Below are 19607 nucleotides of genomic sequence, written 5' to 3' on the forward strand. Positions count from 1 at the left end.
GCCCAGACGGGCCAGCTCGACGGCACGCTGACGAAACTCAGGCGGGTGTGGTGCAGGCACCAGAACATCCTCCCTGGTGACCGGCGGTCACCTCAGGTGAGGTGTCCGGACAACCGGGGGAAGCTCAGGACGAGTTTGCCCTGGAGGTGGCCGTTGTCGAGCGTCTGGTGTGCGTGGGTGATGTGGTCGAAGGGAAAGGTTTCCTGCACGTGGACGCGAAGCCTGCCCTGTTCGGCGAGGCCGGCGAGGCCGCGTAGGGCGACCGGGTCGGGGTCGACTCCGATGCCGCTGAAACGCATGCCCGCCGCCTCGTACCTGGCGATGAGGTCGGTGTCTTCGTCGGCGACCGCCGTCACGAGGTGTCCGCCTGGGCGGAGTACGCCGAGTGATCGTTCGGCGGTGTCGCCGCCGAGCGTGTCGAGGACGAGGTCGACGTCGCGGACCGTTTCGGCGAAGTCGGTCGTGGTGTAGTCGATCACGTCGTCGGCGCCGAGCCCTTCGACGAATTCCCGCTTGCTCCCGCTGGCGGTCGTGATCACGTGCGCGCCGAGGGCTTTCGCGAGCTGGATCGCGACGTGGCCGACCCCGCCGCCACCGCCGTGGATCAGCACGCGGTCGCCCGCGGTCACGCCACCGAGGTCGACCAGGCCCTGCCACGCCGTCAGCCCGACGATCGGCAGCGCCGCCGCCTCCACATGCGACAGTGACGCCGGTTTGCGTACCAGGTGCAATGCCGGAGCGGCCACGAGCTCGGCGTAGGCGTTGGCCGCCCGGGGGAACAACGGCATCCCGAACACCTCGTCGCCGGGCCGAAACCGCCATGTCCGCGCCTGTTCGACCACGCCGCTGATGTCCCAGCCGAGCACGAACGGTGGCTGGCCGAGCAACGGGAACTCGCCGGCACGCAGACGCGCCTCCAGCGGGTTCAGGCCGATCGCCCTGACCCGGACGAGCACCTCCGTCGGAAGGACACGAGGCTCGGGCGCGTCCACCACGGTGAGCACCTCCGGACCGCCGAACGACTGCTGCGTAATGACTCGCATGACTCTCCTGGTTTTGGGGTGTGAGAACGACCTTCAAGGGGACCTACCTCGACGATGATCGCTACGGCGCGGGCGTGCCACCGGTGTCCCGCCAGAAAACTCCGATAACCCGCCAAGTGGGGGCTAGGCTGGCCCCATGAGTGAAGGTGCCGGCGAGCCGGTGTTCTGGACCGACGATTCGGCGGTCTGCGCGCCCCTGGCCCACGGCGAGGACGTGGCCGCGCACTTCCATGACTTCGGGCAGCTCAGGTACGCAGCTTCCGGAGCGCTGGTCACCGTCACCCGGGCGGGCACCTGGGTGGCGCCGGCGAGCCGGATCACCTGGGTGCCCCCGTTCCACGTCCACAGCAGTCGCTCGTACGGCGAAACGGATGTCCGGTTGCTCCGCGTTCCGGCGGAACTGGCCGAGCGGCTACCGGCGGAGCCCTCGGTGTTCGTGGCCAGCGCCCTGCTGCGCGAGGCCTACCTGGCGTTGCTCAGTGACCCCGATCCGGTCGGCAGTTCCCGCGCGAGCCTGCTGCTCGAACTCGTCGTCGTGGAGCTCGTTCGCGCCCGGCGGGAACCACTGCGTCTCCCGGAGCCGGGCGACACCCGCCTCAAGGCCGTCACCGACCTGCTGCACGCCGACCCGGCGAGCCCGGCGACCCTGGCGGAGCTGGGGCACCGAACCGGGGCGAGCGAACGGACCCTCAGCAGGTTGTTCGGCAGCGAGCTGTCGATGAGCTTTCACCAGTGGCGCACGTTGCTGCGCGTTCAGCGGGCGCTGCTCGAACTCGGCGAAGGCACCTCGGTCACCGACACGGCGACTCGGCTGGGCTGGGCGAACCCGAGCAGCTTCATCGACGCCTTCACCGATCTCGTCGGCGAGACCCCCGGTCGCTACCGCTCCGCGGCGCGTGCGGCTCACGACTAGCGTCAGCGTGGCGGGTTATCGGTAAATGCTGGCGGAACATCGGTGGTACGTCCGCCCGGGAACGCCGATCGTTGAGGTATGTCTCATCCCGTCAAGGTGCGGAGCGATCCCGTTTCGGCAGCTGCCACAACGGCTTCCTCCGGTGTGACGCTGGGCGACCTCATCGTGCAGGCCCTCACCCGGCACAGCTCGTCCGAGGCCTTCGTCGCCGGTGCTCGGCGGCTGACCTACGCCCAGGTCCGAGAGCTCGTCTCGCGGTACGTGACCGCGCTGGCCCATCGCGGAGTGGGGCTCGGAGTGGGTGTCACGATGCTCAGCCCGAACATGCCCGAGTCCTGGATCGTCCAAGCCGCGACCTACCTCTTGGGGGCGCGCTTCACCGGCCTTCAGACCTTGGCCTCGGTCGAAGACCACATCGTCGTCTGCGAGGACGCGAAGGCCACGGTGCTGGTGGTGACCGTGCCCCTGGAGGAGCACGGGCGGCAGATCCTCGCCGAGGTCGGCTCGCTGGCACACCTGATGGTGATCCCGGCTTCGGGCGGCCTGCCCGAGGGCGAGTCCCACGCGGTCCGACCCCTGGATCCCGGTCCGGCCACCGAGATGGACCTCGCGTGGCTGCAGTACACCGGGGGAACGACCGGTAGGCCCAAGGGCGTGATGCAGCCTCATCGGTCGATGGTGCAGCTGGTCTACGCGCACATGGCCGATTTCGAACAGCCGCGCCTGCCGCGGTACCTGGCCTCGGCGCCGCTCACCCATGCCGCCGGGCTCGGTGTCCTCCCAACGCTGCTTCGCGGAGGTACCGTCGTGATCGAGCAGGGTTTCGATCCCGGCCGGTTCCTCGACCTCATCGAGGCGGAGCGCGTCAACTGCGTCAGCGGCATCCCGACGATGATCTACACGCTGCTGGACCATGAGCGCCCGGAGACGAGGGATCTGTCCAGCCTCGAGGTGATCTGGTACGCCACCGGGCCGATGTCTCCGGTGCGCTTGGCCGAGGCTCGTGAGCGCATCGGCCCGGTCTTTTCCCAGATATACGGGCAGACGGAGTCGACCGGCATCGGGACGGTCCTGCCCAAGGCCGCGCACGAGACCGCGAGCCTGGAGCGGCTTGCCTCCTGTGGTCGTCCCGTGCTCGGGAACCGCGTCCGGCTGATCGACGAGGACGGTCATGACGTTCCCGTCGGCGAGGTGGGCGAGATCGCCATGCGCGGCCGCGGGGTCATGCTCGGCTACCGGAACCTCGCCGAGGAGACCGAGGCCGCGCTCAAGGGCGGCTGGCTGCACACCGGGGACCTGGCCCGCCAGGACGACGAGGGTCTGCTGTACATCGTCGACCGCAAGAAGGACATGATCGTCTCCGGTGGCTTCAACATCTACGCGAGCGAAGTCGAAGCCGCTCTGGCGGGGCATCCTTCGGTCGGCTCGGCGGCGGTGATCGGCGTGCCCGACAACAGGTGGGGCGAGCTCGTCACCGCGTTCGTGGTCGCACGCCCCGGGCAGGTCGTCGACGTCCCCGCCCTCCAATCCTTCGTGAAACAGGTCAAGGGCTCGATGTACTCGCCCAAAAAGGTGGTGGTCGTCGACTCGCTTCCCCGGACGACGGTCGGAAAAGTGGACAAAAAAGCGTTGCGCGCACCGTACTGGGGCGATTCGGCGCGCGAGGTCCATTGAAATTCCCCGGTCGTTCCGGCAACCATTCACGAAAGGTATACGGCATTGATGAAACCGCCACCCCGGCTGATCGACTTCCACTCCCACTGGGGCACCGAGCGAGGCTGGAGGGGAAGTCCGTACGAGACCGCCGAGGACCGAGAGGCTCTGCGGGGCTACTTTAAGTGGGACATGAACTTCGTCGGCGAAGATGAGCAGGCGGCACAGTTTCGTCAGGCCAACGCCAGGGTGATGCTCGACTTCGCGTTCACGTACAGAATGGACGTCGGCGCGGTACGGGACCAGCATGACTACGCGTTCGACTTCGCTCGCAGGAACCCCGACGTCGTGCTCGGCCACTGGATCGGTATCGATCCCACGCAGCCGGCTCATGTCAAGGAATTCGAGCGTTGCCTGAGTGCGGGGCCGGGACTGATCGGGCTGACGGTTCACTCGTTCACTCCGGCAGGCACACCCGACCGGCCGGAGTGGGAGACCTGCCTGAACCTGTGCGTCGAGGCCAACCGTCCGGTTCTCGTTCATGTGGGCATGTCCGCGACCGGCGCCGGAACCCGTGGCGGTATGGGCATTACCCTCGAGGGCTGCCACCCCCGCCACGTCGACCGTATCGCGGCGACCCATCCCGATCTGAACGTGATCGCGGCGCGGGTGGCGTGGCCATGGCAGTCGGAGATGATCGCGGTCGCACTTCACAAAGCGAACGTCTGGATGGAACTCCACGGCTGGTCTCCGCGCCATTTCCCCGAGGAACTCAGGCGTGAGATCGGGAAACGGCTCCGCAAGCGGGTTTTCTTCGGCGCCGACTACCCGATGCTCAGCCACGAACGGCTGGTGTCGGAGTGGTGTGCGCAAGGCTACTCGTCGGAGGTCCTCGACGACGTGTTCTCGGGCAATGCCGAAGCATTCCTTACCGCGATCGGAGTCGAATGATGGACCTGGGACTGACCGGGAAGGTAGCCGTGGTGGGCGGTGGCAGCGATGGCCTGGGTTTCGCGATCGCTGATCGCCTCTTGCGTGAAGGTGCCTTTGTCACGATCTTCGCGCGTCGCGCGGAGAAGGTCTCGGCCGCCACGAAACACCTTGCCGGCGAGTACGGCCATGAGCGGGTACTCGGGCTTGCCGCCGACTGCTCGGTCGAGGCCGACCTCGAGCGGGTCACGGCCGCGACGCTCGCGCGGTTCGGAGAGGCTGTCCACGTCCTGGTCACCAACGACGGCGGACCGCCGATCCGCCGGATCCCGGAACTCACCGACGACGTGTGGCTTCAAGCCTTCGAGCGCCACTTCTTCTACGTTGTCAGGTCCGTGCGAGCGACGCTGCCACACATGATGGCCGAAGGGGGCAGCATCCTCAACGTCGTCTCGGCTGTCGTCGAGCGCCCGGCCGTCGGCATGGCGGCGCCCGTGGCGGTGTGGTCCGCGGTGATCGGTTACGCCAGGACCCTGGCGTTGGAGGTCGGGAAGCACGACATCACCGTCAACACCCTGTTGTCCGGCTACTTCGACACCCCGTTGCTGGGCAGAACACTCGACAGGCAGCCAGAACTGTCCAAGGCTCGGCTGGGGAGCGGACTGCCGGTGGGACGTGTCGGGGAGCCCCGCGAGTTCGCCGACGTGGTCGGTGCGCTCGTGTCGCCGAATCTGGGATTTGTCACCGGCGCGGTGATTCCGGTCGACGGCGGGGCCGGTGTCGGGATGGGCGCGAGCTTCGATACGCCGTCCGCCTCGAAGTGACCGCGGTGGACACGACCGCGGAACGTCCTCGTGGATCTGGTGGTCGGCGCCGACGGCACCCACTCGGTCGTCGCCCGGCACCTGGCGGCGGGCCCGACCGACCACCCGGCTGGCATCATCGGATTTTCCGGGCGCACCCGGCGCGCCGACCTCGGCCCCGCCGAGCAGCGGCGCCTCGGGCCGCGCTCGGCGCTGGCGATCGGCCCGCGCGGCGCCGCGCTCTACATCGGATTCCTCGACCCCGCGCGACCTGCGCGGCGTCCGGTTGCGAACCGCGCTGCTCGGCCGGTTCCGCGCCCACGGGTGGGCCGACCGCACACTGGAGGTCATCGCCCGCGCCGATCCGGACGGCGTGGCCGCGTTCCGGTTCAACGCCGCCTCGACCCGCGGCCGACCTCGCGCCGTGGCACGCCGGCCGGATCACCGACCTCGGCGACGCCGTGCACGCCACACCACCCATCGCGGGCATGGGCGCGGGCGCGGCCACCCGACTACGGCGCGATCCGCCTAGGCGGTGAGAGCGGCCCAAACGACTTTGCCGCCTTCCGCGGTGGCACTGCAGCCCCAGGCCTTGCTGAGCTGAGCGACCATCCGCAGCCCGACGCCCGGCCCGAACGCCCTGACCTGTTCTCGCTGCGCCGCGGGGCGCGGGTCGTCGTCGGCCACCGAGACGGTCAGGATGCCCGTCCGCAGCTCCAGCCGGAGTCGCGGCAGCGAAGTGGTGTGCCGGACCACGTTTCCCACGAGCTCGGTCACGATCAGTGCCGCGTCGTCGGTCAGATCCGGTACCGACCATTCGGCGCAGACGCTCCTGACGAACTCTCGTGCCTCGCGTTCCGCGCCGTCGGAGCGGCCGATCGACCGGGTGGCACGGCGGTTTCTCGGCGGGGCCGGGGCCGCCAGTGCGGCGGTGACGTCCGGGTACACCGGGACGAACCGGTTCACCGACCTCGCCGCGAGCATCGCCCGATGCCCGGGCTGCCGGGTGACCAGTGCGAACGAAATGCCCGGCCGGTCGCCGATTCTTTTGGCGACCACCGAGAACACACTCATGAGGGCGCGGTCCCGGATCCGCAGGGCGTCGATGTCGGCCACCACGCCGCCCGGTGATTCGGCGGCGATCTTCAGCAGCCCGTCGCGCAGGTCCGGGCAACTCGGCAGATCGAGCAGGCCGGTGACGGTGACGACTGTCGCGCCATCGCGGGAGGTCGTGCTCAGCCGAACGCCGGTTCGGTCAACGTCCACGATGTTTCACCAACTTCTGGGTAAACCCGGTTCCTGTCACCGCCGGCCCGGCCACGTCGTCAGCCTCGCCGTGTCACGGACGGCGTCGGCGTGGGTCGGATAGATCCGCAGCAGGTGGTCGGCGCCGGTGACGGCCATGGCACGGCGGACGATCCGGTGCCGAGGCCCGTACAACCGGAGATCGGCGCCGCGGTAGATGGCTTCGGCCAATGCGCCGAGCAGCGTCGACACGCCGGTGCCGGAGATGAACGTGAGGTTCGACAGGTCGATCAGGACCAGCCGGGGCGGTGGGGGCGCGAGGGTGGCGGTGAGCGCTTCGGTGACGGGCGCGACACTCTCCAGATCGAACTCGCCGACCAGGGTGACCTCGGCCGCGTCGTCGACACGTTCAGTGTTGACGAACAGCCCCGCGAACATCGGCCCCGACATCCCGGCTCCCTTCCCCGCTGGCGCGTCCGGGTACCCGCGCGCCGACGGGCCGAAACCCGGAGTCGTAGACCGAATTGATTGCTCTCGGCCGGTGGGTGCCTCGCGTCCGGCCGAGCGGGATGGTTTGTCCTTGTGCCGCCGGGGTAACCGGGCTTGTTCCGGCGACGAAGGAGCCAGCGCGCGGCGCACCACGCCACGGGAGTGCGGATGCGCGACCTGCCGATCACACTCGACAAGCTGCTGCCCGCACTGCCCGTCTGATCTTTCCCGCTACACGGCGTCCGGATTCCGGGCGGGAAAGTAATCGAGGCTGACCACTTCCCCGCCGGCGGGCTGGGATCGGGAATGTCGGGGTGAGAACGGTTTCGTGGCACCGACCTGCGGCCCGGTGGCGTCGCGGGGGTGGGGGACCCGGCCGATGCGGATGCCGCGGGGCCGCACGCCCTGGGTCTGGCCGTGCATGATCTGCCGGAGGATGTCGTCGTCGGCGCCGGGGATCATGTAGCGCAGGGTCTGGAGATATCGTCCTTCGAGGTTGTCGTAGGCGTCGCACACCGCGCGGTGGTGATCGCGTGCGACGAGCCCGAGCGCGGCCCGTTTGACCGCCTCGAGCCGCTCTTTCTCGCTCTTGCCCAACCGGTCTTCGAGGTCTTTCACCTGTTGTTCGAGGTTGTTGGCCCGCCTGTGCTCGTACTGGAACGCCTTGGTTATGCCGGTCAGCAGTTCGGTGCGCTTGGCCAGTTCACGGTGTGCTTCGACCAGGCCGAGGTCGAGGTCGCCGGAGATGCCGTCGTCGGAGGCGGTGTCGCGGTCGGTTCGGTCCAGCGGGACGATCGGCGGGGCGTAGGCGCGGATCGTCTCGACGGTCACGATCGGCTCGCCGGCCCACGGCGGGGTGTGTGGCTGCCCGGCGAAGCCCGGGGTGTCCGAGCTCTCGGCCTGGCCGTACAGGTACGCGGTGACGGCGCGGACGGCGGGAAGCTGGTCGGGAGGGAGGAAGACGGCGAGCAGGTCGTCGATGCGGTTCCAGCGGGGGACGCGTTCGGCGCCCTTGCCGAGCGTCTTGGCGAACAGGTTGTGCAGGCTTTTGGCGTTGCGGTGGGCCGCCCAGTGGCCGTCCCGCGCGCCGTAGGCGGCGCGCACCTTGGTGATCAGCGTGGTCAGGCTGCCCGCCTGGTCGGTGAGCACGACCACCAGGTAGAGGATCAGCTGGCGGGCTTCGAGGCTGAGCCTGCTCTTGTGCGTGAAGTCCTCGGTGGATTTCAGGTTGCGCAGGATCCCTTGCCCGCGTCCCTGGTACGCGGTCCTGTCGGTCACCACGGTTGTCCCAGCCCTCCTCAGGTGCGCTCCCGCGCGCACCGCCCTTCGCGGTACTCGGATATCACTCCCCGGCAACTCCCACGGTGCCCGCGCCCGGCCCGCGAAGGGGAGAAAACCCATTCTCCTTTGTCGTGCCCTGATCTTCCGGTGGCGGGAAAGATCAGTTTCCAGGTTTCCCGGTCGGGCGGGTGCACCACATGAGGCGGCTACAGTACCGCTAGTCCTTGCTACCTGACGTGATGTATTACGGGTCGGCGTATTCGTGTCGCCGAACGGTAGATCCAGGTCCCGTGAACGACCACCCGTATCTGTTCGAACAAGTGAACTTCCACGCCGCCCGCCTCTCCGGGGCGCAAGTAAAGGCTCGTGCACTCGCCTGGGCAAGTGCATGTGCATTCCAGCATTCGGGACGAGGGAGCGAATGCGTGGCAGGCAGAATGCGCGGCGGGGGAGCCGAGGCCCGGGGGGCCGTTGCACCGGCTACCCGGCCGGGCGCTCGACTGAACGATCCTCACCCGCAGCGCTGAGAACCGGTGAAACCGGCGCCTGGGCCAAACCCCGATCCCGGTCAAGACGCCAACGATGTAATTGAATCATCCATCATGTGTGAATACCACCCGGTAGGCCCATTCCTCGGACAGGGCCCGGACAGCCCTGTGTGCCGGGAAACCATGTTTTCCGGCGCGTTGACCTGTACTTTTGCCCGGTCGCGCGGCTGACGGAAGATAAGACGGAAAGTAATCCGCGTCACAGGGGATCCAGATGGTGGTGTTACTTGCCGGACCTGACCGAATACTTTCCGGACAAACTCGGACCGATCTTGCTTCTTTTTGTCTTGTGCAATATGGACCGAGTAGGTTCGATCGTTGTCGGGCTGGCCCCGGCCGCGCCGGATCCGACGGTTGCACCCGTCCCGGTCGCACGGGGTTCCACCCACTTCACCCGCGATTTCCGTGCTGACAAAGATTGGAACCGGAACCGATGCGTTGCTCCCCGAGGCAATACCCGCTGCCCTGCTTACCGTCGCGGGCCGTCCCGCCGCGGGCCGCCGAGGACGACCGGGCCGCCGTCGCCCCGGCGACTCCGGCCGCGTGAACGAGGACCCGGCTCGCCGCGCCGTGCGGGAGCTGCACACCCAGGTCGCCGCGCTGCCGATCGCGACCAACCTCTGGCAGATCAGGCTGAAGCTGCACGACGTCGCCGAGCACGTGCTGCACGGTGCCTGGGATCCGCGGTCCGAGCAGCTGCTCGGCTGGCCGATCTACCGGGATATCGCGCTGGCCTGCGAGGCCGACAGCGATGTGCTGGACACCCTGCGCCGGCTGCACCACGCCGCCGCGCGGGCCCGGTCTCCGCAGCGCCTGGCCGAGTCCGCCGATCCGCCGACGATCCCGCGGATGGCGCTGGTGGAGCCGAGCGTTCCGCAGGCCCCGGAGCACATCACCACGGAGAAGGGTTTCATCCAGTACCTGAAACATCTCGTCACCCGCACGAACCTGCCCTACCGCAGGATCCAGAAACGTTCCGCCGCCCTCGATCCGCAGAACCCGATCCCGAAGAGCACCCTGAGCGATCTTTTCAAACGCGACACCGTCCCGAACGAAGCCCTGGTGCGCAATCTGCTCACGATCGTCCTCAGCGCCGTGCCCGGTACCGAGAGCACACCGCTGGCCCGCCAGGTCGAGGACACCATGGCGGTCTGGAAGCGGGTCCGCGACCGGCCGGCGATCCCTCCCGGCGCGCCGGTGCTGTCCCAGGCCACGCCCCGCCCGGCCGTGACGGTGCTCGACGACGTCGTCCGCGAGCTGATCACCCTCGAGGCCGCCGCTCGCCTCCAGGGACGCTGCGAGGCGCCCGGCCTGCGCCAGGCCATCCTCATTTTGTTGCGGCACAAGAACAGAGCGCGCTCCGGACGACCACAGTGAGGCGGGCGCCCGCCGAAGAGGCGATCGGCGCGCCGCGCGAGACCTGCCCGGCCCCGCCACCCTCGTGACACGACCCGGATGCCTGATGCCCCTGACCAGCACCCGCACCCGCACCCCACCACCGCGCACGCGGAGCACTCCGCCACAGGCTGGTGTCACCCGGTGTCGCTTCGCCCGCCGCACGCGCGCGGTGTCCTCCGGGCTTTCGCCACCAGGGAAAGCCGCCGGGCCGCGACCGCGGCCGGTGATCGGAAAGGAGACGCCCATGGGCGGAAAACACCGGAAGAAGGACAGTGGGGCCAGCAGGGGCGGGTGCGCGGTGATCATGCTGATCGCCGTGCCCGCGCTCGTCCTGCTGACCACCGTCGCCGGAAAGGTCTGCAGCGACCTGTTCGGCTGAGCCGGAGCACCCGTCAGGAATACCGGGAACACACCGTCTGACCACGGGGCCGGTTCCACGACCCGAATCCTGGGCCGGCCCCGCGCCCCGAGTATGGCATCCACCCGCCGCCCGGTGGCGTCCTGATCGGTTGAGCGGACCGCGACGTCCCTGAGGTGTCACGTGGCCGTCGGCGGCCGGAACCGGTCGAGGTACGCGCGGGCGGTCTCCGGCTGGTGGGTGATCGCGCCGACGTGACCGTCCGGCCGCACCACCACGAGCGTGCCGTCGTCGAGGTCGTAACCGTCCGACTTCGCCGCCTGTCGCACCCGCACCCCCGGCCCGAAGTCCGGCAGACCCGGCACGGCGAACGCCAGTACCGTGAAGTGCGGGCCACGGAACACATCGAACAGTCGCGTGCCGTCGTCGAGCAGTCCGTCCGGCGCGCGGTCACCGGCCCGCAACCTCCCCGGCTCCCGCCGGTCGTCCACGGCCAGTGGTCCGTCGCGGTAGGTGATGTCGAGCTGGTCGATCGCCGGGGTCGTCCCCGGCGGTGGCGTGCGGAAGTTCAGGTGGTGCAACGCACTGTTCACCCCGAGCACGTGCGCGGCGATCGGCATCCGCTCGGCTTCGTAGCTGTCGAGCACCTCCTCGGGCGCGCCACCCCACACGGCCGCGAGTTTCCAGCCGAGGTTGTAGGCGTCCTGCACGCTGGTGTTCAGGCCTTGCCCGCCGGCCGAGGAGTGCACATGCGCCGCGTCACCGGCCAGCAGCACCCGGCCGGTCCGGAAGCGGTCGGCCATCCGCGCGTTGACCTGGTACAGCGAGATCCAGCGCAGATCGTGCAGGTGGATGTCGTCGCGGCCGGACCTCTCCCGCAGCAGCCCGCGCACCGCCGCCAGGGTCAGTTCCGGGACCTCCTCGGCCTGGACGGTCGCGACGAACTGGCAGTAGTCGCCGCCGGGCAGGTTCCACAGCGAGAACCGCCCGGTGATGTCGCCGTCGCGGGTGAAGACGTGGCAGCGCGTACCGGACAGGCCGTCGGCCCGGACGTCACCGATCAGGGTTCGTTCGGCCTCGAACGTCTCACCGGCGAACCCGACACCCATCGACTTGCGGACCGTGCTGCGCCCGCCGTCGCACCCCACGAGGTAGCCGGCCTCGATCGGGCCTGCCGAGGTGTGCACGGTGACCTGGTCGCCGTCCTGGTCGAACCCGGTCACCTCGACACCGAAGTCGACGGTGCCGCCGAGGTCGAGGAACCGCTCGTACAGCAGCTGGTCGGTACGCCACTGGGGGATCAGCCAGATCCCCGGGTAGGGCACCTCACGGGTGCGCCTGGCCGGCTCGGTGCCGAGGATCTCCGAGATGTCCCGGTCGGACACGATCTCGTGGCCGGCGTACATCCGGAACTTCGGGAACGGGGCACCGTCGGCGAGCATCGAGTTGATCACGCCGAGGTCGTCGAACACCTCCTGGGTGCGTGGCGAGAGCCCTTTGCCGCGGGAACCCGGGAACAGTCCGGGCGCCTTGTCGACGACCCGGCACGGCACGCCGCGGCGGGCCAGTTCGCAGGCGAGCGTGAGCCCGGTGGGTCCGGCACCCGCGATCACGATCGTCATTTCTCTCCCCGGGTGAGTAGGACGAGCAGGACGTCGTCGACGAGCCGGACGGTGAAGGCGTCGTCGAACTCGCCGTACTGCACGCGGTGAAGGATCATGGCTTCGGCGACGTCGTGGATGAGATCGGTGTCCACGTCCTCGGGCAGTTCCCCGCGCTCGACCGCCCGGCGGATCGGCGCCAGCACGGGGGAGACCTCCTCGTTGGCGAGGTGGGCCCGCAGAGCGGCGTCGAGTTCCTTGTCGTGCCGCGAGATCTCGAGCATCTCGTGGTACAGCGTGACCGGCAGCTGCGTCGACTTGACGCGCAGCATGCCCACTACGGCGAGCAGGTCACCGCGCAGGGTTCCGGTGTCCTCGACGTCGTCGTTGGACTGACTGTCGTACGCGTCGAGCGTGGCCCGGACCAACTCGGCCTTGTTGCGCCATCGGCGGTAGATGGTCGTCTTGCTGGCGTGCGCGCGGGCGGCGACGGCGTCCATCGTCAACGCCCGGTATCCGGACTCGGCCAGTAGTTCCAGGGTGGCGCCCAGAATCGCGTCCTCACGCAGCTTGCCGCGGACCATGATCACTCCCGATGTGTACGATACGCGTATCGTACACATCGGAGTCGGGCGGCTCAAGGGAGAAGGATGGCGGCGAGGCTCGGGAAACTGCCGTACCGGCTGGTGCCCATTCGGCCGGGAGGCGAAGCGGCGGCTGCCTCCCGGCCGGATGGATCTTCTTGCGTGCTCAGCAGATCACGTCGACGCCTCGGACGAGGGTGGACCGGCCGCGAACACCACCATGGCTGAACCTCTTGTCCGAGCGGTGCGAGCCGCTCAGCCACACGTCCCGACGAAGTCCATCGAAATCCAGACGCCGGCCGGGCCGCCCCACAGGTTCACCTTGTCCCAGTAGCTCCCGTCCGTCGGGTCGAAGGCGGCGCCCGCGATATCGACCCCCTGTCCGCGGTTCACCTGCCCTAAAGCCTTGTACCGCACGCCGGGCCCGCTCCGGTACCGGACGTTGTTCCCGGTGACGCAGGTGTACCTCGCCTTGGGCGCGGGCCGGGACACGCTATTGGGCTCGGTGACAGAGGAGAAAGACTGTCTGCTCCCGAGTTCCGCGGCATTCGTCCGGTCCGTGGCCGCGACCGCCGCGTACCCGGTGGCACCGAGCCCTGCCGACAAGGTGAGCGCGGTGAAAGCGACCACCAGCGCGCCTCGCCCCGAGCGGGGGCCTCGCGCACGCACCAGATCCCGAAACCTCATCGAATTTCCTCCCTTGCGAAACGGAAATCAAGGACACATCTCAGTCGGCTGGCAAGGACTCGGCGAACCCGGGCAGTGGTTTGCCGTGACCACCGGGTCATTTGTCTGCTACTTTCCGGTCACTGAACGTTTATCCATCGAGGCGATGGAAGGACGTGCTCAATGCCTTAATGCGGAGATTTCTCGCCCTGAATCTCGGCACTGTTCCGCGTCGAAGCCTCGCGGGTCCGGTGAACGTGCGGTGCGGAGGTTTGCGAAAGAAGCAAATCGCAGAAAGCCACGGTGTTCCCCCATTGGACAAACTGGCATGAAGTGGGCGTTCAGCTCATCTACTTCAGCCAGGTGTGTAAATAGACAGTAACTGCCCGTGATAGCTCTGTCAACTAGAACAGTTCGCGGAGGGTGTACTAGCGGTTTCCGGGAAAGCGTACTAGTACGGACGGGAATCGTGCGGACCCGAGTTCGACGCTCCGGCCACACGCGATTCGCTCAGCGACGACGGCTTCAAGCCCGTCGCTCCACCGGAGCCATGCGTTTCAGCTCCCGCGAGCCGCGGCGGCCGGTCGACTTTCGCGGTCCACACCGGCTCGGTGAGGCCGTCGTCATGCTCGAAACCGTTCTGTAAAGGGGAAAGGGTCAGCCGTTGTGTGCACGGAGGGCGGGGGTCCGGGGGCACAGCGCCAGCAGAATCGCCGCGATGACGGCAAGTCCGGCGAAGACGGCGAACCCCATCAGGGGGTCACTGCCGCTGACCACCCAGCCGATGACGATCGGTCCCACGATCGTGCCGGCGCGGCCGGCGCCGAGGGACCAGCCGAGGGCCCGGGCTCGGCGGCCGGTCGGATACGAGACGCTGACGAAGGCGTTGATCAGGATCTGACCGCCGTGCCCGCCGACGCCGGCCACGGCGATGCAGACCAGGAGCGGCAACGACGGCAGCTTGATCGAGAGCGCCATCAAGGCGGCGGCCATGCCGAGGCAGGTGAGGACGACGACGGGCCGGTGGCTCCACCGGTCGGTCGCAGCGGCGATGACCAGCGATCCCGTCACCGCACCGAGGTTGAGGACCAGCAGGAAGACCAGGGACGAGTCGAGCGCGTAACCCGCCTTGGACATCAGGCCGGGGAGCCAGGTGGCGAGTCCGTACCAGGCGAAGAGCCCGCAGAAGGTCGCGATGGCGAACACGACCGACGCGCCCCGGTAGGACCGGCCGAAGATCCCCTCGGTCTTCTCTCGCGTGACCACTTCGAGTGTCGGCGCGTCCAGCCCGAACCGGGCGCGGATGGCCGTGGCGCGGTCGCGGCGCCCGATGGCGTCGAGGAACTGCGGCGACTCGGGGAGGTACCTGGCGGTGAGGAACAGACAGAGCACGCCGGGCGCTCCGGCGAGCAGGAACATCGCCTCCCAGCCCCAGGCCGGGATGACCGGCAACGCCGTCACCGCGGCGAACACGCCACCGACCGGTACGCCGGACAGCATCAGGGTGTAGGTCAGGGTGCGATACCGCGGGATCGCGTACTCCAGGGTGAGCGCGGACGCCGCGGGCATGATCGCCCCGATGCCCAGCCCGGCGAGCAGCCGGAACAGCGCCAGGGGCCAGACGCTGCCGACCGTCCCGCACAGGACCGTGAACAAGGTGAAGATCGTCACCGCCCCGATGGCCACGGGCCGCCTGCCGTAACGATCGGAGAGCGCACCCGAGGACAGCGCACCGGCCATCGCGCCGACGAAGACGGCCGAGCCGATCCAGCCGATGTTTTCCGCGGTGAACCCGTTTTCCGGGTTCTCCAGCAGCACAGGGACGACGGTGCCGAAGGCGACGATGTCGTAGCCCTCGATCACCACGATGATCCAGCACAGCAGGGTCACGCGCATCGCCGCGCGACGAGCCCTGGCCGGGGCGGCGGGCGTGACGGTCGGATCCTGCATGCCGGTTCCTCGTTTCGGGTCGCCAGTGACCGGCGCGTGGTCGCGCCGTGAAAGCTCGGGAAAGCGGTCCGCCTAGAGCCAGGGCGGGAGGGGCCCGGACGATCGGCCCGTGAGGACGCCCGCCAGAACGGCGGCCTGGCCACGGGCAAGGCGCTGCTCGACGATCTCGCGGACCAGCGCTTCCAACAGCTCCTCCGGCCACTGCTCCCAGGTGTCACCGGCCAGGTCCACCCCGTGGACCACGACCTCGCGGACCCGGAGCCAGGGGATCTCCTCGGCGGAGACCGTGCGTCCCTGGGCGGTGACGACGTGGCTCGTCCACTGCTCGTCGGTCAGCGCGGACAAGAGGCTGTCGAGCCGGGCCGCCGACTCGCGGACCAGCTCCTTCAGCTCCGCGGGCGGCAGGGCCGCCCCGGTGGAGATCTCCCGCTCACGTTGCTCCGCGCCGGCGTACATCGGGGTCTCGACGCCGGTGGCGGCCCACGAAGCCAGTCGCCCCAGGGCACACGCGTTGTAGTGCACGTGAGCCACGAGATGGCCGATGGTCCACCCCGGTAGCGACGACGGCTCGGCGAACCGCGGTTCCTCCAGCCCGTCGACGATTCCGAGGAGCCGCTCGGTCCCCGCCCGCATCCACGTCAGGTACGCGGTGGAGGACGTCGTCACGACTCGGCCCTCACCGTGTTCTCCAGCGAACCGATGTGCTCGATCGTGGTGACGACCTCGCTTCCCGCGGTCAGATAGCGCGGCGGTTTCCTGGCGTGGCCGACGCCGCCCGGCGTGCCGGTGGCGATCACGTCGCCGGGGCGGAGCGTGATCATCGTCGAGACGTACTCGACCAGCGCGACCGGATCGAAGACCAGATCACCGGTGTCGGCGCGCTGCATCTCATCGCCGTCGACCGCGGTGGTGATGGTCAGGCCGGGCCGAACGCCGCCCGGAAGCTCGTCGGGGGTGACCAGCACGGGTCCGATCGGCGTGCTGGCTTCGAAGTTCTTCCCCTGCAACCATTCCCGGGTGCGGAACTGCCAGTCGCGCATCGAGACGTCGTTGAGCACCGTGAATCCCGCGATCGCGGCGGCCGCCTGTTCGGACGTGGCACGGCGGACGGTGGCGCCGAGCACCACGCACAACTCCGCCTCCCAGTCGACCGAGCCGGACTCCGGGGGGAGCACGATGTCGTCGTGGGCGCCGATGAGGGTGTCGGCGAACTTCGCGAACAGGGTGGGGTACTCGGGGAGGTCGCGCCCCATCTCGAGGATGTGGGTCCGGTAGTTCAGGCCGACACAGACGACCTTGCCCGGTGCCGGGATCACCGGCGCGAGCCGGACCTCCGCGGCGGTGTACCGCTCACCCGGCTCCTGCGCCTTCGCCCGCCACGCGGGATCCTCGAGCAGTTCGCGGACATCGGCCGCGGCCAGTGCCGTGTACGTCTCGCCGTCGACGCGGGCGGCGCGGCTGGTGTCGTCGACCAGGATCGTGGCCAGTCTCATCGTGTGCTCCCGTGGGTGGCCGCTGCTCGCGCGAGGTCGAGCCGCTCGTAGATCGGTGCGTCGGTGAACTCGAACAGGTCGATCCCGGGTTCGGTGGCGATGGTGAGCGCCTGCCAGGACGGGACGACGAACAGGTCACCGCGGTCGACGTCCCAGGCCGAGTCGCCGACCGTGACCCGGGCCGATCCTTCGAAGACCTGGAAGACCGCCGAACCCACTTCGCGGCGCTCCGCGGTGGCGGTGCCGGGTGCGAGCCGGTGGAACTGGGTACGCAGGGTCGGCAGCACGTCGCCGCCGGTCGTGGGGTTGGTGTAGCGCACCGCCGCGTGACCGGGTTCCGGGGTGACCGGGTAGCCCTCCGCCTCCAGCGCCAGCTGCTCACGCAGCGCCCCGTCGGTGTGCTCCCAGCGGTAGGCGAGCAGCGGCGTCTTGGGCGCAGGGGCCGGCCGGGTCAGCGGACGCAGCCCCGGGTGTCCCCACAGCCGCTCGGAACGCGACCGCTCCGGGGTGCCCACGTCGCCCACCTGGTCGGGACCGAACTCGAAGAACGTGGAGTCGGTGGCGTAGGCGAAGGGAATGTCCAGGCCGTCGATCCAGGCCATGGGGGCGTCGCTGGTGTTGAGGTGGCCGTGCCAGTGCCAGCCTCCCTGCGGCAGGAAATCGCCGCGACGCATCGCGACCGGATCGCCGTCGACCACGGTCCACACACCCTCGCCCTCGACGACGAACCGGAACGCGTTCTGCGTGTGCCGGTGCACCGGCGCGTCCTCGCCCGGGTTGAGGTACTGGATCGCGGCCCACACCGTGGGAGTGGCGAACGGGCGCCCCCCGAGTCCGGGGTTCGCCAGCGCCAGCGCCCGGCGCTCCCCGCCACGACCCACCGGCACCAAGGTGCCCGCCTGGGCGGCCATCGCGGAGAGCGAGTGCCAGGACCACCGGTGCGGCCGCGCCGCCGATCTGGGCGTGGTCGGCATGAGGTCGCCGATCTCGCACCACAGCGGTACGAGCGATTCCTCCTCGAAACGTGAGTAGAGCCGGTCCAGCTCGGGAGTCATTTCCGGTTGGTCCGGCGCGGTGCTGCGCGGCAGGCTCGGACTGGTGGATGAGGCCATGGCCGAACGATCTCCGAGGACGAGGTGAGCCGCTATACTTTTCCTCCATGCGGAATCCGCCGACGTCGCTGTTGACCTCGGTCGATCACGCCCTGCAGGTCGCCACCCTGCTTCAGCAGGAGGGGCCGTTGCGGCTGGTGGACATCGCCCAGCGGATCTCGATCGCTCCTTCGACGGCGCACCGGCTGCTGACGTCGCTGGTCTACCGCGAGTTCGCGACCCAGGACGCCGACCGGCTCTACCGCCCCGGCCCGATGCTCACATCCGTCGAGCCACCCGACCCCGGTGCCCAGCGACTGTGGCAGGTCGCGCAGCCCCAGATGCGGTGGCTCATGGGGCTCGTCAACGAGACGGTCACCCTGCTCGTGCCCGTCGGGACCGACGGCCGCTTCATCTCCACGGTGGAGTGCGACCGGACCCTGCGCGTCGCGGATCGCACCGGTTTCGTCAGGCCGCTGCACCACACCGCCGGCGGCCGAGCCATCCTGGCCGCGAAGACCGCCGACGAGCTCACGGAGCTCTACCGTGACGAGGAGGACGTCGACGGCCGCCGGCTTTACCGTGACCTGGCACGGGTGCGGGCCAGGGGCTTCGCCATCAACGACCAGCGCACCGAGAAGGGCCTCACGGCGCTCGGAGTGGCTGTGCGGAGCCCGCACGGGCCGGCGTACGGCGCGATGGCCCTGGCCATGCCGACCACACGCTTCCGCGCCGACCCGGTCCGAGAATGGGTCGCGCTGCTCAAGACCGCGGCCGGCCGGGTCGAGGAGGAACTCGCGACAGGGTCGTGACCCGCCCTCGGTGGTGCCGTCGTCGGGTTCTCGTCCCGTCAAGCCGGGTTCGGCGCGCCGTTTCGGGAAACGGGTGAGCCGATCAGCCGGAGCAGCACGCCGTCCGGAAGCGCTTCCAAGTCGTCGAGGCCGGCCAGTTCCCAGGTCGGCGCGGGCTCTGTCGGCCCGCCGACGCCGATCACGGGCATTCCTGCCGCGATGGCCGCGCTTATCCCCGCCGGCGCGTCCTCGATGACCGCGCACCACGAGGGTTCGACACCGAGGCGCCGTGCCGCGAGCAGGTAGCCGGCCGGATCGGGTTTGCCCGCGTCGGTTTGTTCCGCGGTCACCAGCACGCGCGGGACCGGAAGCTCGGCGGCGGCGAGTCTCGCCCGCGCCAGCGGTTCGGTACACGCGGTGACGATCGCCCAGGGGATGTCGGTCAGCGACGCCAGCAAGCGGACGGCACCGGGCAACGCGCGTACGCCGCCGGTGTCGTTGATTTCGTCGTCGAGGAGTGCGCGGCTGTCCGCGAGGTTCTCGGACACCGGCCGTTCCGGGAGGATCTCGGCCATCACCTCGTGGCCCGGCCTCCCGTGCGTGCGGTGGAAGAACGACTCCAGCGGGATGCCGACGGCGTCGGCCCAGCGCTGCCAGCTGCGCCGGACGACGGCGCGGGAGTCCACCAGTGTCCCGTCGAGGTCCAGCAGGAGCGCGCGGACTCGCAGCTCCGCAGCTATTTTGTTCTGCATCAGTACATAATAGGATGG

General features: G+C 69.1%; 19 protein-coding genes. 7 read left to right on the forward strand and 12 right to left on the reverse strand.

Annotation, left to right across the window (positions count from 1 at the left end):
- Nucleotides 1-92 precede the first annotated feature (92 nt).
- Nucleotides 93-1043, reverse strand: coding sequence for an NADP-dependent oxidoreductase (locus tag ABD987_RS39255; RefSeq protein WP_345406803.1), 951 nt, complete (start codon nucleotides 1041-1043; stop codon nucleotides 93-95).
- 136 nt (nucleotides 1044-1179) lie between these two features.
- Between ABD987_RS39255 and ABD987_RS39260 the strand changes: the two genes are divergently transcribed.
- The 4 genes from ABD987_RS39260 to ABD987_RS39275 all read left to right on the forward strand — a co-directional run bounded on the left by ABD987_RS39260 (nucleotide 1180) and on the right by ABD987_RS39275 (nucleotide 5363).
- Nucleotides 1180-1956: an AraC family transcriptional regulator gene (locus ABD987_RS39260; RefSeq protein ID WP_345406806.1), complete on the forward strand. Its 777-nt coding sequence runs from the start codon at nucleotides 1180-1182 to the stop codon at nucleotides 1954-1956.
- A 78-nt stretch (nucleotides 1957-2034) separates the two neighbouring features.
- Nucleotides 2035-3630, forward strand: a complete 1596-nt coding sequence (locus tag ABD987_RS39265) for an AMP-binding protein (protein WP_345406809.1) — start codon at nucleotides 2035-2037, stop codon at nucleotides 3628-3630.
- A 48-nt stretch (nucleotides 3631-3678) separates the two neighbouring features.
- On the forward strand, nucleotides 3679-4560 hold the full coding sequence (locus ABD987_RS39270) for an amidohydrolase family protein (protein ID WP_378214287.1): 882 nt from the start codon (nucleotides 3679-3681) through the stop codon (nucleotides 4558-4560).
- Nucleotides 4560-5363, forward strand: coding sequence for an SDR family oxidoreductase (locus tag ABD987_RS39275; RefSeq protein WP_345406815.1), 804 nt, complete (start codon nucleotides 4560-4562; stop codon nucleotides 5361-5363). The genes ABD987_RS39270 and ABD987_RS39275 overlap by 1 nt, the downstream gene beginning before the upstream one ends.
- A gap of 507 nt (nucleotides 5364-5870) precedes the next feature.
- On the opposite strand, the gene ABD987_RS39280 is transcribed toward ABD987_RS39275, so the two are convergent.
- From ABD987_RS39280 to ABD987_RS39290, 3 genes are all read right to left on the reverse strand, one after another.
- Nucleotides 5871-6608, reverse strand: coding sequence for an ATP-binding protein (locus ABD987_RS39280; protein ID WP_345406818.1), 738 nt, complete (start codon nucleotides 6606-6608; stop codon nucleotides 5871-5873).
- Between the two features lie 36 nt (nucleotides 6609-6644).
- Nucleotides 6645-7037 carry an STAS domain-containing protein gene (locus ABD987_RS39285; protein WP_345406821.1) on the reverse strand — a complete coding sequence of 131 codons (393 nt, stop codon included), beginning with the start codon at nucleotides 7035-7037 and terminating at the stop codon, nucleotides 6645-6647.
- A 270-nt stretch (nucleotides 7038-7307) separates the two neighbouring features.
- Nucleotides 7308-8357, reverse strand: coding sequence for a hypothetical protein (locus ABD987_RS39290; RefSeq protein WP_345406824.1), 1050 nt, complete (start codon nucleotides 8355-8357; stop codon nucleotides 7308-7310).
- Nucleotides 8358-9448: 1091 nt separating this feature from the next.
- Here ABD987_RS39290 and ABD987_RS39295 point away from each other — a divergent pair.
- The gene (locus ABD987_RS39295) at nucleotides 9449-10282 is read left to right on the forward strand and encodes a hypothetical protein (RefSeq protein ID WP_345406827.1); all 834 of its coding nucleotides are present in this window, start codon (nucleotides 9449-9451) and stop codon (nucleotides 10280-10282) included.
- A 265-nt stretch (nucleotides 10283-10547) separates the two neighbouring features.
- Complete coding sequence (locus tag ABD987_RS39300) at nucleotides 10548-10682, forward strand: hypothetical protein (protein ID WP_345406830.1); 135 nt, start codon at nucleotides 10548-10550, stop codon at nucleotides 10680-10682.
- A gap of 158 nt (nucleotides 10683-10840) precedes the next feature.
- Here the strand turns inward: ABD987_RS39300 and ABD987_RS39305 are convergent, their stop codons facing one another.
- From ABD987_RS39305 to ABD987_RS39335, 7 genes are all read right to left on the reverse strand, one after another.
- Nucleotides 10841-12283 carry an FAD-dependent monooxygenase gene (locus tag ABD987_RS39305; protein ID WP_345406833.1) on the reverse strand — a complete coding sequence of 481 codons (1443 nt, stop codon included), beginning with the start codon at nucleotides 12281-12283 and terminating at the stop codon, nucleotides 10841-10843.
- Nucleotides 12280-12846, reverse strand: a complete 567-nt coding sequence (locus tag ABD987_RS39310) for a TetR/AcrR family transcriptional regulator (protein WP_345406836.1) — start codon at nucleotides 12844-12846, stop codon at nucleotides 12280-12282. Before ABD987_RS39310 ends, ABD987_RS39305 begins: the two co-directional genes overlap by 4 nt.
- Before the next feature lie 255 nt (nucleotides 12847-13101).
- Nucleotides 13102-13533 (reverse strand): SH3 domain-containing protein, encoded by a 432-nt coding sequence (locus tag ABD987_RS39315; protein ID WP_345406839.1) that lies wholly within the window; start codon nucleotides 13531-13533, stop codon nucleotides 13102-13104.
- Nucleotides 13534-14169: 636 nt separating this feature from the next.
- The gene (locus ABD987_RS39320; protein WP_345406842.1) at nucleotides 14170-15462 is read right to left on the reverse strand and encodes an MFS transporter; all 1293 of its coding nucleotides are present in this window, start codon (nucleotides 15460-15462) and stop codon (nucleotides 14170-14172) included.
- A gap of 72 nt (nucleotides 15463-15534) precedes the next feature.
- The gene (locus ABD987_RS39325; protein ID WP_345406845.1) at nucleotides 15535-16128 is read right to left on the reverse strand and encodes a maleylpyruvate isomerase N-terminal domain-containing protein; all 594 of its coding nucleotides are present in this window, start codon (nucleotides 16126-16128) and stop codon (nucleotides 15535-15537) included.
- Nucleotides 16125-16955: a fumarylacetoacetate hydrolase family protein gene (locus ABD987_RS39330; protein ID WP_345406848.1), complete on the reverse strand. Its 831-nt coding sequence runs from the start codon at nucleotides 16953-16955 to the stop codon at nucleotides 16125-16127. Before ABD987_RS39330 ends, ABD987_RS39325 begins: the two co-directional genes overlap by 4 nt.
- A complete protein-coding gene (locus tag ABD987_RS39335) occupies nucleotides 16952-18067 on the reverse strand; it encodes a cupin domain-containing protein (RefSeq protein ID WP_345406851.1) in 1116 nt (371 codons plus the stop codon). The genes ABD987_RS39330 and ABD987_RS39335 overlap by 4 nt, the downstream gene beginning before the upstream one ends.
- A gap of 47 nt (nucleotides 18068-18114) precedes the next feature.
- On the opposite strand from ABD987_RS39335, the gene ABD987_RS39340 reads away from it, so the two are divergent.
- On the forward strand, nucleotides 18115-18858 hold the full coding sequence (locus ABD987_RS39340; RefSeq protein WP_345406854.1) for an IclR family transcriptional regulator: 744 nt from the start codon (nucleotides 18115-18117) through the stop codon (nucleotides 18856-18858).
- Between the two features lie 38 nt (nucleotides 18859-18896).
- Here the strand turns inward: ABD987_RS39340 and ABD987_RS39345 are convergent, their stop codons facing one another.
- Nucleotides 18897-19589 (reverse strand): HAD-IA family hydrolase, encoded by a 693-nt coding sequence (locus tag ABD987_RS39345; RefSeq protein WP_345406857.1) that lies wholly within the window; start codon nucleotides 19587-19589, stop codon nucleotides 18897-18899.
- Nucleotides 19590-19607: the final 18 nt, after the last annotated feature.

It is taken from the genome of Amycolatopsis samaneae (genome assembly GCF_039541975.1).
In the GTDB taxonomy this organism is placed as follows: domain Bacteria; phylum Actinomycetota; class Actinomycetes; order Mycobacteriales; family Pseudonocardiaceae; genus Amycolatopsis; species Amycolatopsis samaneae.

Excerpts from the sequence above, each read along its gene's own strand:
- ABD987_RS39255 (WP_345406803.1), bottom strand. The coding sequence starts at position 1,043 with ATGCGAGTCATTACGCAGCAGTCGTTCGGCGGTCCGGAGGTGCTCACC.
- ABD987_RS39260 (WP_345406806.1), top strand. The coding sequence starts at position 1,180 with ATGAGTGAAGGTGCCGGCGAGCCGGTGTTCTGGACCGACGATTCGGCG.
- ABD987_RS39265 (WP_345406809.1), top strand. The coding sequence starts at position 2,035 with ATGTCTCATCCCGTCAAGGTGCGGAGCGATCCCGTTTCGGCAGCTGCC.
- ABD987_RS39270 (WP_378214287.1), top strand. The coding sequence starts at position 3,679 with ATGAAACCGCCACCCCGGCTGATCGACTTCCACTCCCACTGGGGCACC.
- ABD987_RS39275 (WP_345406815.1), top strand. The coding sequence starts at position 4,560 with ATGGACCTGGGACTGACCGGGAAGGTAGCCGTGGTGGGCGGTGGCAGC.
- ABD987_RS39285 (WP_345406821.1), bottom strand. The coding sequence starts at position 7,037 with ATGTCGGGGCCGATGTTCGCGGGGCTGTTCGTCAACACTGAACGTGTC.
- ABD987_RS39300 (WP_345406830.1), top strand. The coding sequence starts at position 10,548 with ATGGGCGGAAAACACCGGAAGAAGGACAGTGGGGCCAGCAGGGGCGGG.
- ABD987_RS39305 (WP_345406833.1), bottom strand. The coding sequence starts at position 12,283 with ATGACGATCGTGATCGCGGGTGCCGGACCCACCGGGCTCACGCTCGCC.
- ABD987_RS39310 (WP_345406836.1), bottom strand. The coding sequence starts at position 12,846 with ATGGTCCGCGGCAAGCTGCGTGAGGACGCGATTCTGGGCGCCACCCTG.
- ABD987_RS39315 (WP_345406839.1), bottom strand. The coding sequence starts at position 13,533 with ATGAGGTTTCGGGATCTGGTGCGTGCGCGAGGCCCCCGCTCGGGGCGA.
- ABD987_RS39320 (WP_345406842.1), bottom strand. The coding sequence starts at position 15,462 with ATGCAGGATCCGACCGTCACGCCCGCCGCCCCGGCCAGGGCTCGTCGC.
- ABD987_RS39330 (WP_345406848.1), bottom strand. The coding sequence starts at position 16,955 with ATGAGACTGGCCACGATCCTGGTCGACGACACCAGCCGCGCCGCCCGC.
- ABD987_RS39335 (WP_345406851.1), bottom strand. The coding sequence starts at position 18,067 with ATGGCCTCATCCACCAGTCCGAGCCTGCCGCGCAGCACCGCGCCGGAC.
- ABD987_RS39340 (WP_345406854.1), top strand. The coding sequence starts at position 18,115 with ATGCGGAATCCGCCGACGTCGCTGTTGACCTCGGTCGATCACGCCCTG.
- ABD987_RS39345 (WP_345406857.1), bottom strand. The coding sequence starts at position 19,589 with ATGCAGAACAAAATAGCTGCGGAGCTGCGAGTCCGCGCGCTCCTGCTG.